Here is a 16,160-nt window from a genome sequence, read left to right on the forward strand (position 1 = left end):
ATGAGTGTTTCGATTCCGAAGGTTTCGCCGAAGCGAACTGCCCTGCTCGCCGCCGCCCGCGAACGCATCCTGGTGCTCGACGGCGCCATGGGCACCATGATCCAGGGCCTGCAGTTCGACGAAACAGCGTTTCGCGGCGAGCGTTTCAAGGACTTCCATCGCGACGTCCGAGGCAACAACGACCTGTTGATTCTGACGCAGCCCAAGGCAATCGAGGACATCCACGCCGCTTACTTGCGCGCCGGCGCCGACATCGTCGCGACCAACACGTTTTCGTCCACCTCGATCGCACAGGCCGACTACGACATGTCGGACCTCGCCTATGAGCTGAACCGTGACGGCGCAAAACTCGCCCGCGCCGCAGCGATGCGTGTCTCGGCCGAGGACGGCAAGCCGCGATTCGTTGCCGGGGCGCTCGGCCCGACCAACCGCACCGCCTCGATCTCGCCCGACGTTTCCAACCCCGGCTATCGCGCCGTCACCTTCGACGATTTGCGCAAGGCCTATGGCGAACAGGTCAACGGCCTGCTCGACGGCGGCGCCGACCTGCTGCTGGTCGAAACCATTTTCGATACGCTGAACGCCAAGGCGGCGCTTTACGCGATTTCGGAGATCACGGAGGAACGCGGCATCGACGTGCCCTTGATGATCTCCGGCACCATTACTGACAAATCCGGCCGCCTGCTCTCCGGCCAATTGCCGGAAGCGTTCTGGAATTCGATCCGCCACGCCAAGCCGATCACCGTCGGCTTCAACTGCGCGCTCGGCGCGGAAGACCTTCGCGCCCATATCGCCGATATCGGCCGCGTGGCCGACACGCTTATCTGCGCCTATCCGAATGCCGGCCTGCCCAACGAATTCGGCCAGTACGACGAGACGCCGGAATACATGGCGCGGCTGATCGGCGAGTTCGCGGAAGCCGGCCTCGTCAACATCGTCGGCGGCTGCTGCGGCACCACGCCGGACCATATCGCCGCGATTGCGGCTGCGGTCGCTCCGCACAAGCCGCGTATCGTTCCCGTGATCGAGCCGCGGCTGCGGCTGTCAGGGCTGGAGCCGTTCGAACTGACGCCGGCGATTCCGTTCGTGAACGTCGGCGAGCGCACCAATGTCACGGGCTCAGCGAGATTCCGCAAGCTGATCACCGCGGGCGATTACGCCGCGGCACTTCAGGTGGCGCGCGACCAGGTCGAGAACGGCGCGCAGATCATCGACGTCAACATGGACGAGGGATTGCTGGATTCGGAAGCCGCGATGGTGACGTTCCTCAACCTCGTTGCCGCCGAACCGGATATCGCGCGCGTCCCTGTGATGGTCGATTCCTCGAAATTCCATGTGATCGAGGCCGGCCTGAAATGCGTTCAGGGCAAGCCGGTGGTGAACTCGATCTCGATGAAGGAAGGCGTGGAGAAATTCATCCACGAGGCCCGCATCGCGCGCCGCCATGGCGCGGCCGTCGTGGTGATGGCGTTCGACGAGATCGGCCAGGCCGACACGTTCGCGCGCAAGACCGAAATCTGCAAGCGCGCCTATGACATCCTGGTTAACGAGGTCGGCTTTGCGCCCGAGGACATCATCTTCGACCCCAATATCTTTGCGATCGCGACGGGCCTCGACGAGCATAACAATTACGGCGTCGACTTCATCGAGGCAACGCGCTGGATCCGGACGAACCTGCCGGGAGCGCATGTCTCCGGCGGCGTCTCGAACCTGTCGTTCTCGTTCCGGGGCAACGAGCCGGTGCGCGAAGCGATGCACTCGGTATTTCTGTATCACGCCATCCACGCCGGCATGGACATGGGCATCGTCAATGCCGGGCAGATGATCGTTTATGACGATATCAATCCCGAGCTGCGCCAGGTGTGCGAGGACGTGATCCTCAACCGCGACCCCGGCGCGTCCGAGCGCTTGCTGGCGCTGGCGGAAAAGTTCCGCGGCAAGGAGAAGCAGACAAAAGAGCAGGACCTCGCCTGGCGCGAATGGCCGGTCGAAAAGCGGCTGAGCCACGCGCTGGTGCATGGCATCACCGAATTCATCGAGGAAGACACCGAGGCCGCGCGGCTGACGGTCGAACGCCCGCTGAACGTCATCGAGGGCCCGCTGATGGCGGGCATGAACATCGTCGGCGACCTCTTCGGCGACGGCAAAATGTTCTTGCCGCAGGTGGTGAAGTCGGCGCGCGTGATGAAGCAGGCGGTCGCCTATCTGATGCCGTTCATGGAAGAAGGGAAGGCGCGCAACCTCGCCAATGGCGTGACCGGCGACGGCCGCAATGCCGCCGGCAAGATCGTGCTCGCTACCGTGAAGGGCGACGTCCACGACATCGGCAAGAACATCGTCGGCATCGTGCTGCAATGTAACAATTTCGAGGTGATCGACCTCGGCGTCATGGTGCCGGCGACCAAGATCATCGAGACGGCGAAAGCCGAAGGCGCCGACATCATCGGGCTATCGGGCCTGATCACGCCTTCGCTCGACGAAATGAGCTTTCTGGCCGGCGAGATGGAACGGCAGGGCATGAAGATGCCGCTGCTGATCGGCGGCGCGACGACGAGCCGCGTCCACACCGCGGTCAAGATCGACCCAAACTATCCGGGCGGACCGGTGGTGCATGTCAACGACGCCAGCCGCGCCGTCGGCGTCGCGTCGTGGCTGCTCTCGCCGGACAGGCGCGAGGCCTATGCCGCCGACATCCGCGCCGAATACGCCAAGATTTCGGCCGCGCATCTGCGCGCACAGGCCGACAAGAAGCGGCTTAAGTTGGCGGATGCCCGCGCCAATGCGGTCAGGGCGGACTTTGTGAAAACGCCACCGAACAAGCCATCGTTCCTGGGGCTCAAGACTTTTGACGCCTATGATCTGGACGAGCTTGCCGAGTACATCGACTGGACGCCGTTCTTCCAGACCTGGGAATTGACCGGGCGCTTCCCGGCCATTCTCGACGATCCCAAGATCGGCGAGGTCGCGCGCTCGCTCTATGACGACGCACGCAAGATGCTCGACCGCATCATCAAGGAGAAATGGTTCACCGCGCGCGCAACGATCGGCTTCTGGCCGGCCAATGCGGAAGGAGACGATATCGCGGTTTATGCCGACGACAGCCGCAAGCAGAAGATCGCGACGTTCCATACGCTGCGCCAGCAGTTGGAGAAGCGCGAGGGCCGCTTCAACGCCGCATTGTCGGATTTCATCGCGCCTGCGTCGTCCGGCGTATCGGATTATGTCGGCGGCTTTGTCGTCACGGCAGGAATCGGCGAGGACGCGGTTGCTGACCGCTTCAAGAATGCCAATGACGATTACTCCTCGATCCTGTGCAAGGCACTGGCCGATCGCCTCGCCGAAGCCTTTGCCGAGCGGATGCACCAGCGCGTCCGCAAGGAATTCTGGGGTTATGCGCCGGACGAGGCGCTGAGCTCCGACCAGTTGATCCTGGAGCAATATGCCGGCATTCGCCCGGCGCCCGGCTATCCCGCGCAGCCCGACCACACCGAGAAGGCGACGCTGTTCCGCCTGCTCGATGCGGAAAAGACTGCCGGCGTGAAGCTGACCGAGAGCTTTGCGATGTGGCCGGGCTCGTCGGTATCAGGGCTTTACTTCTCCCATCCCGAAAGCTTCTATTTCGGCGTCGGCAAGATCGAGCGCGACCAGGTCGAGGACTATGCCGCGCGCAAGGGCATGAGCGTCGCCGAGACCGAGCGCTGGCTGGCCCCGGTGCTGAACTACATCCCTTCGCAGCAGCAGACGGCGACGAAGGCACCGGTGGCGGAGATCGTCCCCGCCAACGACGTCGCCTCGCATCCCCCCGGCTGCACCTGCGCCGTGCACCTCGCCTGGCGGAAGAAGGCCGTGGGAGCTGGATAACTCGCTTTCTTCCCTTCTCCCCTTGTGGGAGAAGGTGGCGCGAAGCGCCGGATGAGGGGTTCTATCCGCGGAGAGAACCCCTCACCCGTCTCAATCGTGCTTCGCACGATTGATCCACCCTCTCCCACAAGGGGAGAGGGGAAGAGAGACGGAGGCCCCATGAAATTCTTCTCCTTCTGGCGATCGCTGGCGAGCTTTCGCGTTCGCATCGCGCTCAATCTGAAAAATGTTCCGGTCGAAGTGATCTTCGTCGACCTCGACGCCAACGCACATCGCGATCCCGAGTATCGCCGGATCAACCCGCAGATGGCGTTGCCGGCGCTGGTGGAAGTTGACGGCACCACGCTGTTCCAGTCGCTCGCCATCCTCGAATATCTCGACGAGAAATATCCCTCCCCGCCGCTATTGCCCTCCGACCTCGCCGGCCGCGCCCGCGTCCGCGCACTGGCGCTGATGGTGGCGTGCGAGGGCCACCCGCTGCTGACGCCGCGGGTGCGGCGCTATCTCGACCACGAGCTGAATCTGCGCGACACGCAGCAGGCGGCGTGGCGGCGGCACTGGATCGCCGAGACGCTGGCAGCGCTGGAGGGACATCTTGCCGACCATAAGGGCACCGGCAAATTCTGCCATGGCGATGCGCCGACCATCGCCGACATCTGCATGGTCGGCCATGTCACCGCTGCGCTGAATCAGCAGGTCAACCTGGCGACCTATCCGACCGTGAAACGCATCTTCGAGACCGCGATGGCGCTGCCGGAATTTGCGAAAGCCCATCCGCTGGCGCAGCCGGACACGCCGGAGGCGATGCGGCCTAAGGTGTGAAAGCGAGGCTGGCCGCCCGGCGGCGCGACTCCCCGGACGCGCCGCACCCGGCCTGAAAAAATCGCGAAAACAACCCCATGCAAAGTAGGATTAGGCGCCGCTCCGCGGCCGTGGCCGGGCGCGGCCCCGTCCAGCTCAATCGCCGCTCGGCGGCGCCAGCGGCTGGACGATTTCCTGGAACGACGGCAGCGCCTCGCACCGCTCGGAATGCGCCTTCAGCGCCGGATAGCGGGCATCGAACAGCGCGGGATGCGCCTCGCCGGTGAAGCGCAGCACGCAGGCGACCGCGATATCGGCATGGCCGATGTTCTCGCCGAACCAATACGGCGTCTTGACCGCCGCGCGCTCCTTTTCCAGCACGTCGAGCACGCCGGATATCTGCGACTTGCAGCGCTCGACCCAGAGATCGAGCTGCTTCTCCTTGCGCAGCACGCGCTCGTACAGCAGGCTGACGCCCTTGTCGCCGAGCCCCATCGCCAGCGCCGCGATCCGCAAATGCCGCCGCCGCGTCTCGCCGCGCGAGGCGATCATTGCTTTCTCGGGGCCGACGCGATCGTCGAGATGATCCAGGATCATCGCGCTTTCGATCAGCGCCTCGCCGTCATCCAGTACCAGCGTCGGCACCCGCCGCAGCGGATTATAGGGCGCGATCTTGTCGGCGTCGCCGAAGGTCGACCACGGCTTGTGTTCGAAAGAGATGTCATACAGCCGCATGGCGATGGCGACGCGGCGGACGAAGGGGGAGTCGAATTGGCCGATGAGGATCATGGTTGTTGTGCTCTCCGCTCGTCATGGCCGGGCTTGACCCGGCCATCCATCCTCCGTGGAAGGATTCTTCCAAACAGTGATGGATGCCCGGGTCAGGCCCGGGCATGACGAGGTTGCTCTGGGTTGCGCTGCACGTCATCCTAAGTACGTTGAAGCCCATTGCAACCCACGAGTCACACATCATGCTTCGCTTGCGGCCGATCTTTCCCGCGCTCTCGCTATTGGTTCTCGCCGCACCAGCGCACGCCCAATCCGCCGTCACCGGCTTCCAGTCGCCATCCAAAAACATCGCCTGCCAGTATTTCGACTACGACAAGCAGAACGTGCTCCGCTGCGACCTCAGCGTCATGGAAAACAAGCCGCGGCGGCCTGCCGATTGCGACCTCGATTACGGCCAAGCCTTCGAGATGAACGCCAAAGGCCCCGCCGCCCGCATCTGCCATGGTGACACCGTGATGGACAAGTCACTGCCGGTGCTGGCCTACGGCGAGGTCTGGCAGCGCGGAGGATTTACGTGCACGTCGGGGCAAGCCGGCGTGACCTGCTTCAACACCGACCGGCGCGGATTTTCGCTGGCGCGGGCGAAGCAGGAGATGTTTTGAGAGATGTTCTGACGACGCCACACGCAAGTCGTCATACTCCGCGAAGTATCCAGTGCGCCGCGGCGTTTCGGTTCTGTCGCACCGTCTCTGGAATACTGGATCCCCTGGGTTCGCGGGGGTGACGACCGAGGATGAGGATGTGCTACTGATTCACTCAATCACTGGCACATGCTTCCCCACATCGCGCGACGCGGTGCCGTCGAGCCGCGGATCGTCGACGACCTCGACCTGCCGTCGGAACGCGCGAAACCCCGAGCGCTGGTAGAAGGCGAGCGCGGCGGGGTGATCGAAGGTGCAGGTGTGCAGCCAAACGCGGTTAATCGGCCGCGACCATGCGAGCTCCAGCGCGCGGTTCATCAGCCAGCGGCCGGCGCCGGTGCCAACCAGTTTTGCGGTGACCCCGAACATGCCGATCTCGCATTGGCCAGGCTCGCGAAAATTCAACTCCAACAGACCCTCGTCACGGCCGTCATCGACCAGCACGTAGACTTCGAGCTGCGGCGAATGAAGCCGTGCCGCGAGTTCGGCGTCGGGCATCTGCGTTCGCGAGAACCACAGCCATTCCTCGCCGACGCGACGATAGAGATCGCGAAACCAATCGAGCGGCGGCATCTCCACCCGACGCAGCGACCAGGCTCGGGGCGGATCGGAACGCGGCGCGGGCCGTTCGGTCATCTCCAGATGCGTGACGACGGCCGCGATCTTGCCGGCGGGAACGTCCGAATAGCCATCGGGCACGATCAACTGACGTCACTCCCCTTCATCGCTTGCCAGCACGCCCCTGACGGCCCTCGCCCAACCCGCCAGTTTCCGCTCGCGCGTCGCCTTGCTCATCGCCGGCTTGAAGCGGTGCTCCAGCCGCCAGTTGTCGGCGAACTTTGCGGGCTCGGGGTAGACGCCGGCGCTCAATCCGGCGAGATAGGCGGCGCCTAACGCTGTGGTCTCCTGGATCTTCGGCCGGTCGACCGGTGCATCCAGCAAGTCGGCGAGCCGCTGCATGGTCCAGTCGGAAGCGGTCATGCCGCCGTCGACGCGGAGCACGATGTTGGCGGCGGTGGCGTCCGGCCAGTCGGCGCGCATCGCGGCCCAGAGGTCGAAGGTCTGGTAGCAGACGCTTTCGAGGGCGGCATGCGCGAGTTCGGCCGGACCGGTGTTGCGGGTCAGGCCGAACAGCGCGCCACGCACGCGCGGATTCCAGTAAGGCGCGCCGAGCCCGACAAAGGCCGGGACCAGATAGACGCTTTGCATGGAATCGGACTTGTCGGCGAGTGGGCCGGTTTCGGATGCCTGCTTGATGATGCCGAGGCCGTCGCGCAGCCATTGCACCGCCGAGCCCGCGACGAAGATCGAGCCTTCGAGCGCATAGGTGCGCTTGCCGTTCAATTGATAGGCGATGGTGGTGAGCAGCTTGTTTTTGGAGGCCACCGGCGTGGTGCCGGTGTTGAGCAGCGCAAAGCAGCCGGTGCCGTAGGTCGATTTGATCATGCCGGGCGTGAAGCAGGCCTGGCCGATGGTCGCGGCCTGCTGGTCGCCGGCAATGCCGGAGATTGCGATCGGGCCGCCGAACAGGTCGGGTACGGTTTCGCCGAACTTGGCGGAGGAATCCTTGACCTCGGGCAGCATCGAGCGCGGCACGCGCAGGATTTTCAGGAGCTCGTCGTCCCAGTCGCCGGTGTGGATGTTGAACAGCAGCGTGCGCGAGGCGTTGGTGGCGTCGGTGACGTGCACCTTGCCGCCGGTCAGCCGCCACAGCAGGTAGCAATCGACAGTGCCGAACATCAGTTCGCCGCGCCCGGCGCGTTCGCGCGCGCCCGGGACGTGATCGAGGATCCATGCGACTTTGGTGCCGGAGAAATAGGGATCGATGATCAGGCCGGTCTTGGCCGAAATCGTGGGCTCATGGCCTTCGCTCTTCAACCTGGCGCAGATATCGGCGGTGCGACGGTCCTGCCAGACGATGGCGCGGTGCACCGCCTGCCCTGTGGCGCGGTCCCACACCACCGTGGTCTCGCGTTGGTTGGTGATGCCGATCGCGGCGATGTCCTGCGCCTTCAGTCCGGCCTTTTCCAGCGCCTCGCGGCAGACCCGTAACGTCGAGGTCCAGATGTCCTCCGGCTCGTGCTCGACCCAGCCCGACGCCGGGAAATGCTGCGGGAATTCCTGCTGCGCCGTGGCGGCGATGGAAATATCGCTGCGAAACACCATGGCGCGCGAGGACGTGGTGCCCTGATCGATGGCCAGCACAAAGGACATGACGTTGCTTCCCCGAAGGATTGTTGGTTGCGGAGAGGCAATCCGATTGGGAGGCGAAGGTCAATATCTCCATGGTCGTCCCTGCGAAAGCAGGGACCCATAACCACCGGCTTTGGTTTGACGAAGAACGTCTGCCATCTCGTGCTAACCGAGGGCACAACGCGGTATGGGTCCCTGCGTTCGCAGGGACGACGGTGGAAACTACGTCGCCGCCGTGGTCACGCCGCCGTCCACCACGATGGTCTGGCCGGTCATGAAGGTGGATGCATCGGAGGCGAGGTACGCCACGGCGCCTGCGATTTCATCCGGCTCGCCGATCCGGCGCAGCGGCGTGGTGGCGGTGCGGCGTTTTAGGTTTTCGGCGTCTTCCCACAGCGCGCGGGCGAAATCGGTTTTAACGAGGCCCGGCGCGACGCAATTGACGCGGACGCCCTTTGGGCCCCATTCGCCGGCAAGGCTGCGGCAGAGCGCGAAATCCGCCGCTTTCGAAATGCCGTAGGCGCCGATCACAGTCGAGCCGCGCATGCCGCCGATGGACGAGATGATCACCACCGAGCCGTTGCCGCGCTCCGCCATCTGCAGGATCGCCAGCGCGCAGAGCCAGATGTTGCTCTTGACGTTACTGCCCATGATCTTGTCGAAGGCCTCGTCCTTGATATCGAGCAGCGGGCCGTAATAGGGGTTCACCGCGGCGTTGCAGACGAGGATATCGACCTTGCCGTAATGCTTTGTCGTGCCCGATATCAGCACCTCGACCTCCTCGCGGCGCGAGATGTTGCAGGGGATGACATGGGCGCGTCGCCGCCGGCCTTTTTGATGCCTTCGGCCACTTCCTCGCAGGCATCCGCCTTGCGGCTGGAGATCACGACCTTGGCCCCGAGCTTTGCCAACAGTTCGGCGGAGGAACGGCCGATGCCACGGCTGGAGCCGGTGACGACGGCGACTTTTCCGGTGAGATCGAACGGGGTGTTTTTCATTGTTGTTTTCTCCCCCTAACTCTCGCCCCGTCATTGCCTGCGACAAACGCGAAGCGTTTGTGCAAGGGAGCGCAGCGACGAAGCAATCCATCTATCCCAGCGCGGCACTATGGATTGCTTCGCTTCGCTCGCAATGACGGGGCAACACAGTGCCCCGCAATGACAATTTGGCTTACACCAGCCCACCTTCCGCGACGCGGCGGAGGTGGTAGTCGGTGTCGCCAAACATATTCTCGATCATGGCCAGGCGCTTGAAGTAGTGGCCGATCTTGGCTTCCTGGGTCATGCCGATGCCGCCGTGGAGCTGGATCGACTGCTGGCCGATGAATTTTCCGGACTTCCCGATCTGCACCTTGGCAGCGGCAACTGCGGTCGCGCGCTCCTTGGCGTCTTCGAAATCGGCCGCCATGGTCGCGAACATCGACATGCTGCGGGCCTGTTCGAGGGCGACGAACATGTCGGCGGCGCGATGCTGCAGAGTCTGAAAGCTGCCGATCGGAACGCCGAACTGTTTTCGCGTCTTGAGATACTCGACGGTCGTCTTCAGCGATTCATCCATCGCGCCGACGGCTTCCGCGCACATCGCGGTGCGGGCTTCATCGACCACGCGCTCGATCAGCGGCAAGCCGTTCTCGGGATCGCCGATCGCGGCGTCGCTGCCAACCTCGACGCCGGTGAAGGTGATGTCGGCGGCATGCAGCCCGTCCTGGGTCGGATAGCCCTTGCGGGTGACACCCTTGGCGTTGGCTGGCACGAGGAACACACCGATGCCGGTCTTGTCGTGCCGGCTGCCCTTGGTACGCGCGGTCACGATCAGCGTGTCGGCATTCTCGCCGTTGAGCACGACGAATTTTTCACCGTCGATCACGTAAGCCCCGCCCTTCTGCTTGGCCGTGGTCGAGACGTCGGCGAGATCATAGCGCGAGTTCTTCTCGAGCTGCGCGAAGGCAAAGGTCTTGCTGCCGTCGATGATGCCGGGGATGTGCGCGGCCTTCTGCTCGGCCGAGCCGCCATGGCGCAGGAAGCCGCCGCCGATCACGACGGTGGCGAGATACGGCTCCAGCACCAGCGCCTTGCCGAGCGCTTCCATCACGATCATGGTCTCGACCGCGCCGGCGCCGAAGCCACCGTCGGCTTCCGCGAACGGCAGGCCCAGCAGGCCCTGCTCCGCGAGCTTGCCCCAGACAGCCTTGCTCCAGCCGCCCTTCTCCTTCTGGTACTTCTTGCGCGCATCGAAATCGTAGGAATCGGTCAACAGACCGTCGATGCTTTCCTTGAGAAGCCGCTGCTCCTCGGACAAATCAAAATCCATGTTGTTTTCTTTCTCCGGCTAACCAAATTCGTCGTCATGCGCGGGCATCCGCGCCCCCCACCGTCGTCATCCCCGCGAATGCGGGGATCCAGTATTCACCGGCGTCTTCGTAAATCGCGACCGCCGCGGCGTACTGGGTCCCCGCTTTCGCGGGGACGACGTGCGTTGTTCTGGCGCTATCTTGCCTACAGTCCCAGCACCGCCTTGGTGATGATGTTGCGCTGGATTTCGTTGGAACCACCGTAGATCGAGACCTTGCGGTTGTTGAAGTAGCTTGGCGCGATCTGGGCGGTCCAATCCATGGTTTCGTTGGAGGCGTCGTCGCCATGCTCGTCGTAAGGCGCGGCGAACGGGCCGATCACTTCCATCAGAAGTTCGGTGGTGGTCTGCTGGATTTCCGAACCCTTGATCTTCAACACCGAAGACGCCGGGTTGGGCTTGCCCTTGCCGTGCTTGCCCTCGTCGGCGACAACGCGGAGCTGCGTCAGTTCGAGCGCCTTCAGCTCGATCTCACAGGCCGCCAGCTTCTCGCGGAAACCTTGGTCCTCGATCACGGGCTTGCCGTTCTGTTCGACCTTGGAGGCGAGCTCCTTGATGCGGCGCAGCCGCTCCTTGGAGACACCGACGCGGGCAATGCCGGTGCGCTCGTTGCCGAGCAGGAATTTTGCGTAATCCCAGCCCTTGTTTTCCTCGCCGATCAGGTTCTCGACCGGCACCTCGACGTCGTCGAAGAACACTTCATTGACCTCGTGGCCGCCGTCGATGGTCTCGATCGGCCGCACCGTGACGCCCTTCGACTTCATGCTGAACACGATGAAGGAGATGCCCATCTGCTTCTTCGCTGACGTGTCGGTGCGGCACAGGCAAAAGATCATGTCGGCGTGCTGGGCCAGCGTGGTCCAGGTCTTCTGGCCGTTGATGATGTACTTGTCGCCCTTGCGCTCGGCCTTGGTCTTGAGCGAGGCGAGGTCCGATCCCGAGCCGGGCTCCGAAAAGCCCTGGCACCACCAGTCGTCGACATTGGCGATGCGCGGCAGGTAGTGCTGCTTCTGCTTCTCGTTGCCGAAGGTGTAGATGACCGGGCCGACCATGCTGACGCCGAAGGCGAGCGGCGCCGGCGCCGGATGCATCTGCAGCTCTTCGTTGAAAATGTACTGCTGCACCGAGCTCCAGCCGGTGCCGCCATATTCCTTCGGCCAGTGCGAGACGCCCCAGCCCTTCTTGTTCAGGATGCGCCACCAGGCGACCATCTCATCCTTGGAGAGATGACGGCCCTCGACCATCTTGCGCCGCGTTTCCGGCGGTACCTTGTCCCGGAAAAAGGCTCTCACTTCTTCACGAAACGCGATTTCTTCCTTGCTGAAAGCGAGATCCATCGGATCCTCCTGTGAGCGAATGCTTCCTGTAACGCGAACTCTTGTTTCCGTCGTCCCTGCGAACGCAGGGACCCATAACCACCGGCTTCTGTAATTGGCAAAGCCGTCCCCTCCAAGTGCCCGAAGCCAGGCCGCGGCGTATGGGTCCCGGCTCAAGGCCGGGACGACGGCGGAGTTTTAGGAACGACCTCCTGATGCGGCTTGTTGTTTCGATGGCGCAGCCTGCGACGGCTGCTGCTGCATGCGCAATTCATGGCGCGACAACTTTCCGACCGGCGTGCGCGGCAGTTCGCTGACGAAATCGAGCGCGGCGGGCAGTTCGTGCTTGCCGAGCTTGCCGGTGAGGAAGGCACGCAGTTCATCCAGCGTGAATGGCTTTGCGTCCGCGCGCAGCTTGATGAACGCCTTTGCGGCCTCGCCGCGGTAATCATCGGGAATGCCGATCACGATCACTTCCTGCACGGCAGGATGCGTATAGATCGCCTGCTCGATCATCTGCGGATAGACGTTGAAGCCGCCTGAGATGATCATGTCCTTCTTGCGGTCGACCAGATAGAAATAGCCATCGGCGTCCATGTAGCCGATATCACCGGTAAGAAAACGGTCGCCGACAAAGGCTTCCGCGGTTTCCTTCGGCCGGTTCCAGTATCCCTTGAAGACGTTCGGGCCGCGGATGCGGATCTCGCCGGTTTCGCCCACCGGCATCAACTTGGTCGGATCCTCCAGCGACACCACGTCCATCTCGATGCCGGGCAGCATCAGGCCGATCGAGCCTGGCTTATCGGGCCCCTCCTTCGGGTGTGCTGTGCCGGGCGAGCAGGTCTCGGTCATGCCCCAACCGCTCTTCAGCTTCATGCCGACCCTCTGCTCCAGGATCCGTGCGACCTCGACCGGCAGCGGTGCGCCGCCCGAGCCAACGCTGACCAGCGAGGACAGATCGCGCTTGTCGAGGTCCGGCAGCGCTGCGATCGCGATCCACATGGTCGGCACGCCGGGGAAAAAGGTGGCGCGCTTGACCTCGATATCGCGCATCACGGCCTCGACGTCGAAACGCTGATGCAGCGAGATCAGATGACCGCGCCGGATCGACGACAGCAGCACCACCGTCAGCGCATAGATATGGAACAGCGGCAGCACGCAGATCACGCGCTCGATCGCATTGCGCTCGGCGCGCGAGGGCTTGCCCCAGACGTCGTAGACCGACACCGCCGACGTCAGATTGCCGTGGCTGAGCATCGCGCCCTTCGGCAATCCGGTGGTGCCGCCGGTATATTGCAGCAACGCGACGTCGTCGGCCGAGATCGCGGGCCATTGCGCCGGTTTTGCTGCACCGTCAGTGAATTTTTTGTGGGTGACGATCTTCGGATTATCGGGCAATGCCGTCTGCGGCGTCCCGACCTTGCCCCAATGATCGTCCTCGCAAACGATCAGGCGATCGAGCAGTCCGTGAGCGAGAAATTTCAGCGCAGTCGGCAACAGCGCCGACAGATTGCTGGTAACCAGTACCCGCGCGCCCGAGTCAGTAAGCTTGTGCGACAGCGCGATCTCGCCATCGAGCGGCGACAGATGCACGACGCGGGCGCCGGCCTTCAGCGCACCGAAGAAATTGATCGGGTGATCGGGCGAATTGCCGAGGAACAGCGCGACCGAACTGTTTTTGCCGTAGCCCGTGCGGAGGAAGGCGCTGGCGGCGGTTTCCACCAACGCTCCGAGTTCGCCGTAGCTGATCGGCCGGTCGCGGAATTCGATGGCCGGCCGCGAGGCGAACTCGGCGGCGGCTGTCGACAATAGATCCGGCAGCGTACCGCGCGCGATTTGATCGTCCCAGCGGACGCCTTCCGGATAGAACTGCTCGCCGGGGTGGGTCATCGGCGTTCGTGCAAACGAGGCGCGGCACCATCTCTCCGCACGTCGTCCCTGCGAACGCAGGGACCCATAACCCCCGACGTCGATCTTGAAGAAAGGTCTCTACCCGAGTGCCAAATCGCGGGTCCCCGGCGTATGGGTCCCTGCGTTCGCAGGGACGACGCGTTGAGGAGCGTGACGGACCACATGCGCTTCATCAACTCAAGCCGCTTTCGACTGCTGGGCCAGCGACGCAAACGTCTTGCCTTCCGCGGCAAGACGCTTGAGCAGCGGAGCCGGCTCGAGCGAGGGATCGTTGGTCTCCTTGGCATAGTACGACAGCCGGTCGGCAATATGCTTCAGCCCGACCTGGTCGGCATAGAACATCGGGCCGCCGCGATAGATCGGCCAGCCATAGCCATAGAGCCAGATCACGTCGATGTCGCTCGGCCGCGCCGCGATGCCTTCCTCCAGAATGCGCGCACCCTCGTTGATCATCGGGTACATCATGCGCTCGAGGATCTCGTCATCGCTGACGACGCGCTTCTTGCGGCCGAGACGCTGCAGCGTCTCGTCGATCAGCTTCTCGACGTCCGGATCGGGCAGCGGCGCGCGCGAGCCGCCTTCATACTTGTAATAGCCCTTGCCGGTCTTCTGGCCGAAGCGGCCGGCCTCGCACAGCGCGTCGGCGATTTCCGACTTGATGCCGCGGTCTTTTCGCGAACGCCAGCCGATATCGAGGCCGGCGAGATCGCTCATCGCGAACGGGCCCATCGGCATGCCGAACTTCGTCACCACGGCGTCGACCTGCTGCGGCAACGCGCCTTCGAACAGCAGCTTCTCCGACTGCTTGCCGCGCTGGGCCAGCATGCGGTTACCGACAAAGCCGTCGCAGACGCCGACCACGGCCGGCACCTTTGCGATCTTGCGCGCAATCGACACTGCAGTCGTCAGCGCATCCGGCGCGGTCTTGTCGGCACGGACGATCTCGCACAGCTTCATCACGTTGGCCGGCGAGAAGAAATGCATGCCGAGCACGTCCTGCGGACGCTTCGTCACCTTCGCGATCTCGTCGATGTTGAGATACGAAGTGTTGGACGCCAGCACCGCACCGGGCTTGGCGTATTTGTCGAGCGCCTCGAATACCTCCTTCTTGACCGCCATGGTCTCGAACACGGCTTCGATCACAAGGTCAGCGTCCTTGACGTGCTCGAGACCGACCTTGCCATCGATCAAGCCCATGCGCTTGGCCGGCGCATCCGCTGGGATGCCACCGCGCGCCGCGGTCGCCTCATAATTCTTCTGCATCACGCCCATGCCGCGCTTGAGCTGCTCTTCGCCGGTCTCGATCAGCGTCACCGGGATACCGGCATTGGCAAAGGACATCGCGATCCCGCCGCCCATGGTGCCGGCGCCGATGATGGCGACGCGTTCGACCGGGCGCGGCTTGGTGCCATCAGGCACGCCGGCGATCTTGGCGGCTTCGCGCTCGGCGAAGAAGGCGTAACGCTGGGCCTTGGACTGGTCGCTGGAGACCAGCTTGAGGAAACCTTCACGCTCCTTCTTCAATCCTTCATCGAACGGCAGCTCGATCGCGGCGCGCACCGCATCGGCCGCGGCGAACGGCGCTTCCAGCCCGCGTGCCTTCTTGGTCAATGCGGCGACTGCATTGGTAAAGATCGAGATGTCGGCCTTGGCGGCAGCGAGCTTTGAGTCATCGTCGCGCAGCTTGCGCAGCGGGCGCTTCTCCGCCAGCACCTTCAGCGCAAAGGATTCGCCACCTGACGCCGGCTCCTCGACGATCTCCTCGATCAGGCCGTTCTTGAGCGCCTCCGCCGCGCTGATCGGGTCCCCGCTGACGATCATCTTGACCGCCAGCTCGGGCCCGACCGCGCGCGGCAGGCGCTGGGTGCCGCCGGCGCCCGGCAACAGGCCGAGCTTCACCTCGGGCAGGCCGAGGCGAGCGTCCTTGGTGGCGACGCGATAGTGGCATGCCAGCGCGACTTCGAGACCGCCGCCGAGCGCCGTGCCGTGAATGGCAGCAATGATCGGCTTCGGCGACTTCTCCATGAGATCAAGCACCTCGGCGAGGCCCGGCGGCTTCGGCGGCTTGCCAAATTCGGTGATGTCGGCGCCGGCGATGAAGGTGCGGCCGGCGCAGGTCAGCACGATCGCCTTCACTTCCGAATCCGCGATCGCGCTCTTCATGCATTCGAAGATGCCGCCGCGCACCGCGGCACTCAGCGCGTTGACGGGAGGACTGTTGACCGTGACGATGGCGATGACGTCATGACGCTCGAGTTTTACCACTTCGCTCACGGGACTCTCCCTGGATCGTTTGTTC

Annotated in this window: 10 protein-coding genes and 1 pseudogene; 3 read left to right on the forward strand and 8 right to left on the reverse strand. The window is 63.7% G+C overall.

Features of this window, described 5'->3' with window-relative positions; genetic code table 11:
• Both metH and maiA read left to right on the forward strand, forming a co-directional pair.
• Complete coding sequence (gene metH / locus V1290_RS15570) at window positions 1-3,861, forward strand: methionine synthase (protein WP_334365228.1); 3,861 nt, start codon at window positions 1-3, stop codon at window positions 3,859-3,861.
• A 159-nt stretch (window positions 3,862-4,020) separates the two neighbouring features.
• Window positions 4,021-4,683: a maleylacetoacetate isomerase gene (gene maiA, locus V1290_RS15575; RefSeq protein ID WP_334365229.1), complete on the forward strand. Its 663-nt coding sequence runs from the start codon at window positions 4,021-4,023 to the stop codon at window positions 4,681-4,683.
• Between the two features lie 135 nt (window positions 4,684-4,818).
• On the opposite strand, the gene V1290_RS15580 is transcribed toward maiA, so the two are convergent.
• The gene (locus V1290_RS15580; protein ID WP_334365230.1) at window positions 4,819-5,451 is read right to left on the reverse strand and encodes a glutathione S-transferase family protein; all 633 of its coding nucleotides are present in this window, start codon (window positions 5,449-5,451) and stop codon (window positions 4,819-4,821) included.
• Between the two features lie 182 nt (window positions 5,452-5,633).
• On the opposite strand from V1290_RS15580, the gene V1290_RS15585 reads away from it, so the two are divergent.
• A complete protein-coding gene (locus V1290_RS15585; protein ID WP_334365231.1) occupies window positions 5,634-6,053 on the forward strand; it encodes a DUF6636 domain-containing protein in 420 nt (139 codons plus the stop codon).
• A gap of 150 nt (window positions 6,054-6,203) precedes the next feature.
• Here the strand turns inward: V1290_RS15585 and V1290_RS15590 are convergent, their stop codons facing one another.
• From V1290_RS15590 to V1290_RS15620, 7 genes and pseudogenes are all read right to left on the reverse strand, one after another.
• A complete protein-coding gene (locus tag V1290_RS15590) occupies window positions 6,204-6,797 on the reverse strand; it encodes a GNAT family N-acetyltransferase (protein WP_334365232.1) in 594 nt (197 codons plus the stop codon).
• Between the two features lie 6 nt (window positions 6,798-6,803).
• Window positions 6,804-8,306, reverse strand: coding sequence for a glycerol kinase GlpK (gene glpK, locus V1290_RS15595; RefSeq protein ID WP_334365233.1), 1,503 nt, complete (start codon window positions 8,304-8,306; stop codon window positions 6,804-6,806).
• 201 nt (window positions 8,307-8,507) lie between these two features.
• Window positions 8,508-9,283, reverse strand: a pseudogene (locus V1290_RS15600) (SDR family NAD(P)-dependent oxidoreductase).
• Between the two features lie 172 nt (window positions 9,284-9,455).
• Window positions 9,456-10,595 (reverse strand): pimeloyl-CoA dehydrogenase small subunit, encoded by a 1,140-nt coding sequence (pimD, locus tag V1290_RS15605; RefSeq protein ID WP_334365234.1) that lies wholly within the window; start codon window positions 10,593-10,595, stop codon window positions 9,456-9,458.
• A gap of 185 nt (window positions 10,596-10,780) precedes the next feature.
• The gene (gene pimC / locus V1290_RS15610) at window positions 10,781-11,971 is read right to left on the reverse strand and encodes a pimeloyl-CoA dehydrogenase large subunit (protein ID WP_334365235.1); all 1,191 of its coding nucleotides are present in this window, start codon (window positions 11,969-11,971) and stop codon (window positions 10,781-10,783) included.
• A gap of 177 nt (window positions 11,972-12,148) precedes the next feature.
• A complete protein-coding gene (gene pimA / locus V1290_RS15615; RefSeq protein ID WP_334365236.1) occupies window positions 12,149-13,840 on the reverse strand; it encodes a dicarboxylate--CoA ligase PimA in 1,692 nt (563 codons plus the stop codon).
• 198 nt (window positions 13,841-14,038) lie between these two features.
• Window positions 14,039-16,135 (reverse strand): 3-hydroxyacyl-CoA dehydrogenase NAD-binding domain-containing protein, encoded by a 2,097-nt coding sequence (locus tag V1290_RS15620; protein WP_334365237.1) that lies wholly within the window; start codon window positions 16,133-16,135, stop codon window positions 14,039-14,041.
• Between the last annotated feature and the right edge of the window lie 25 nt (window positions 16,136-16,160).

The sequence above is a fragment of the Bradyrhizobium sp. AZCC 1578 genome, assembly GCF_036924675.1.
Taxonomy (GTDB): domain Bacteria; phylum Pseudomonadota; class Alphaproteobacteria; order Rhizobiales; family Xanthobacteraceae; genus Bradyrhizobium.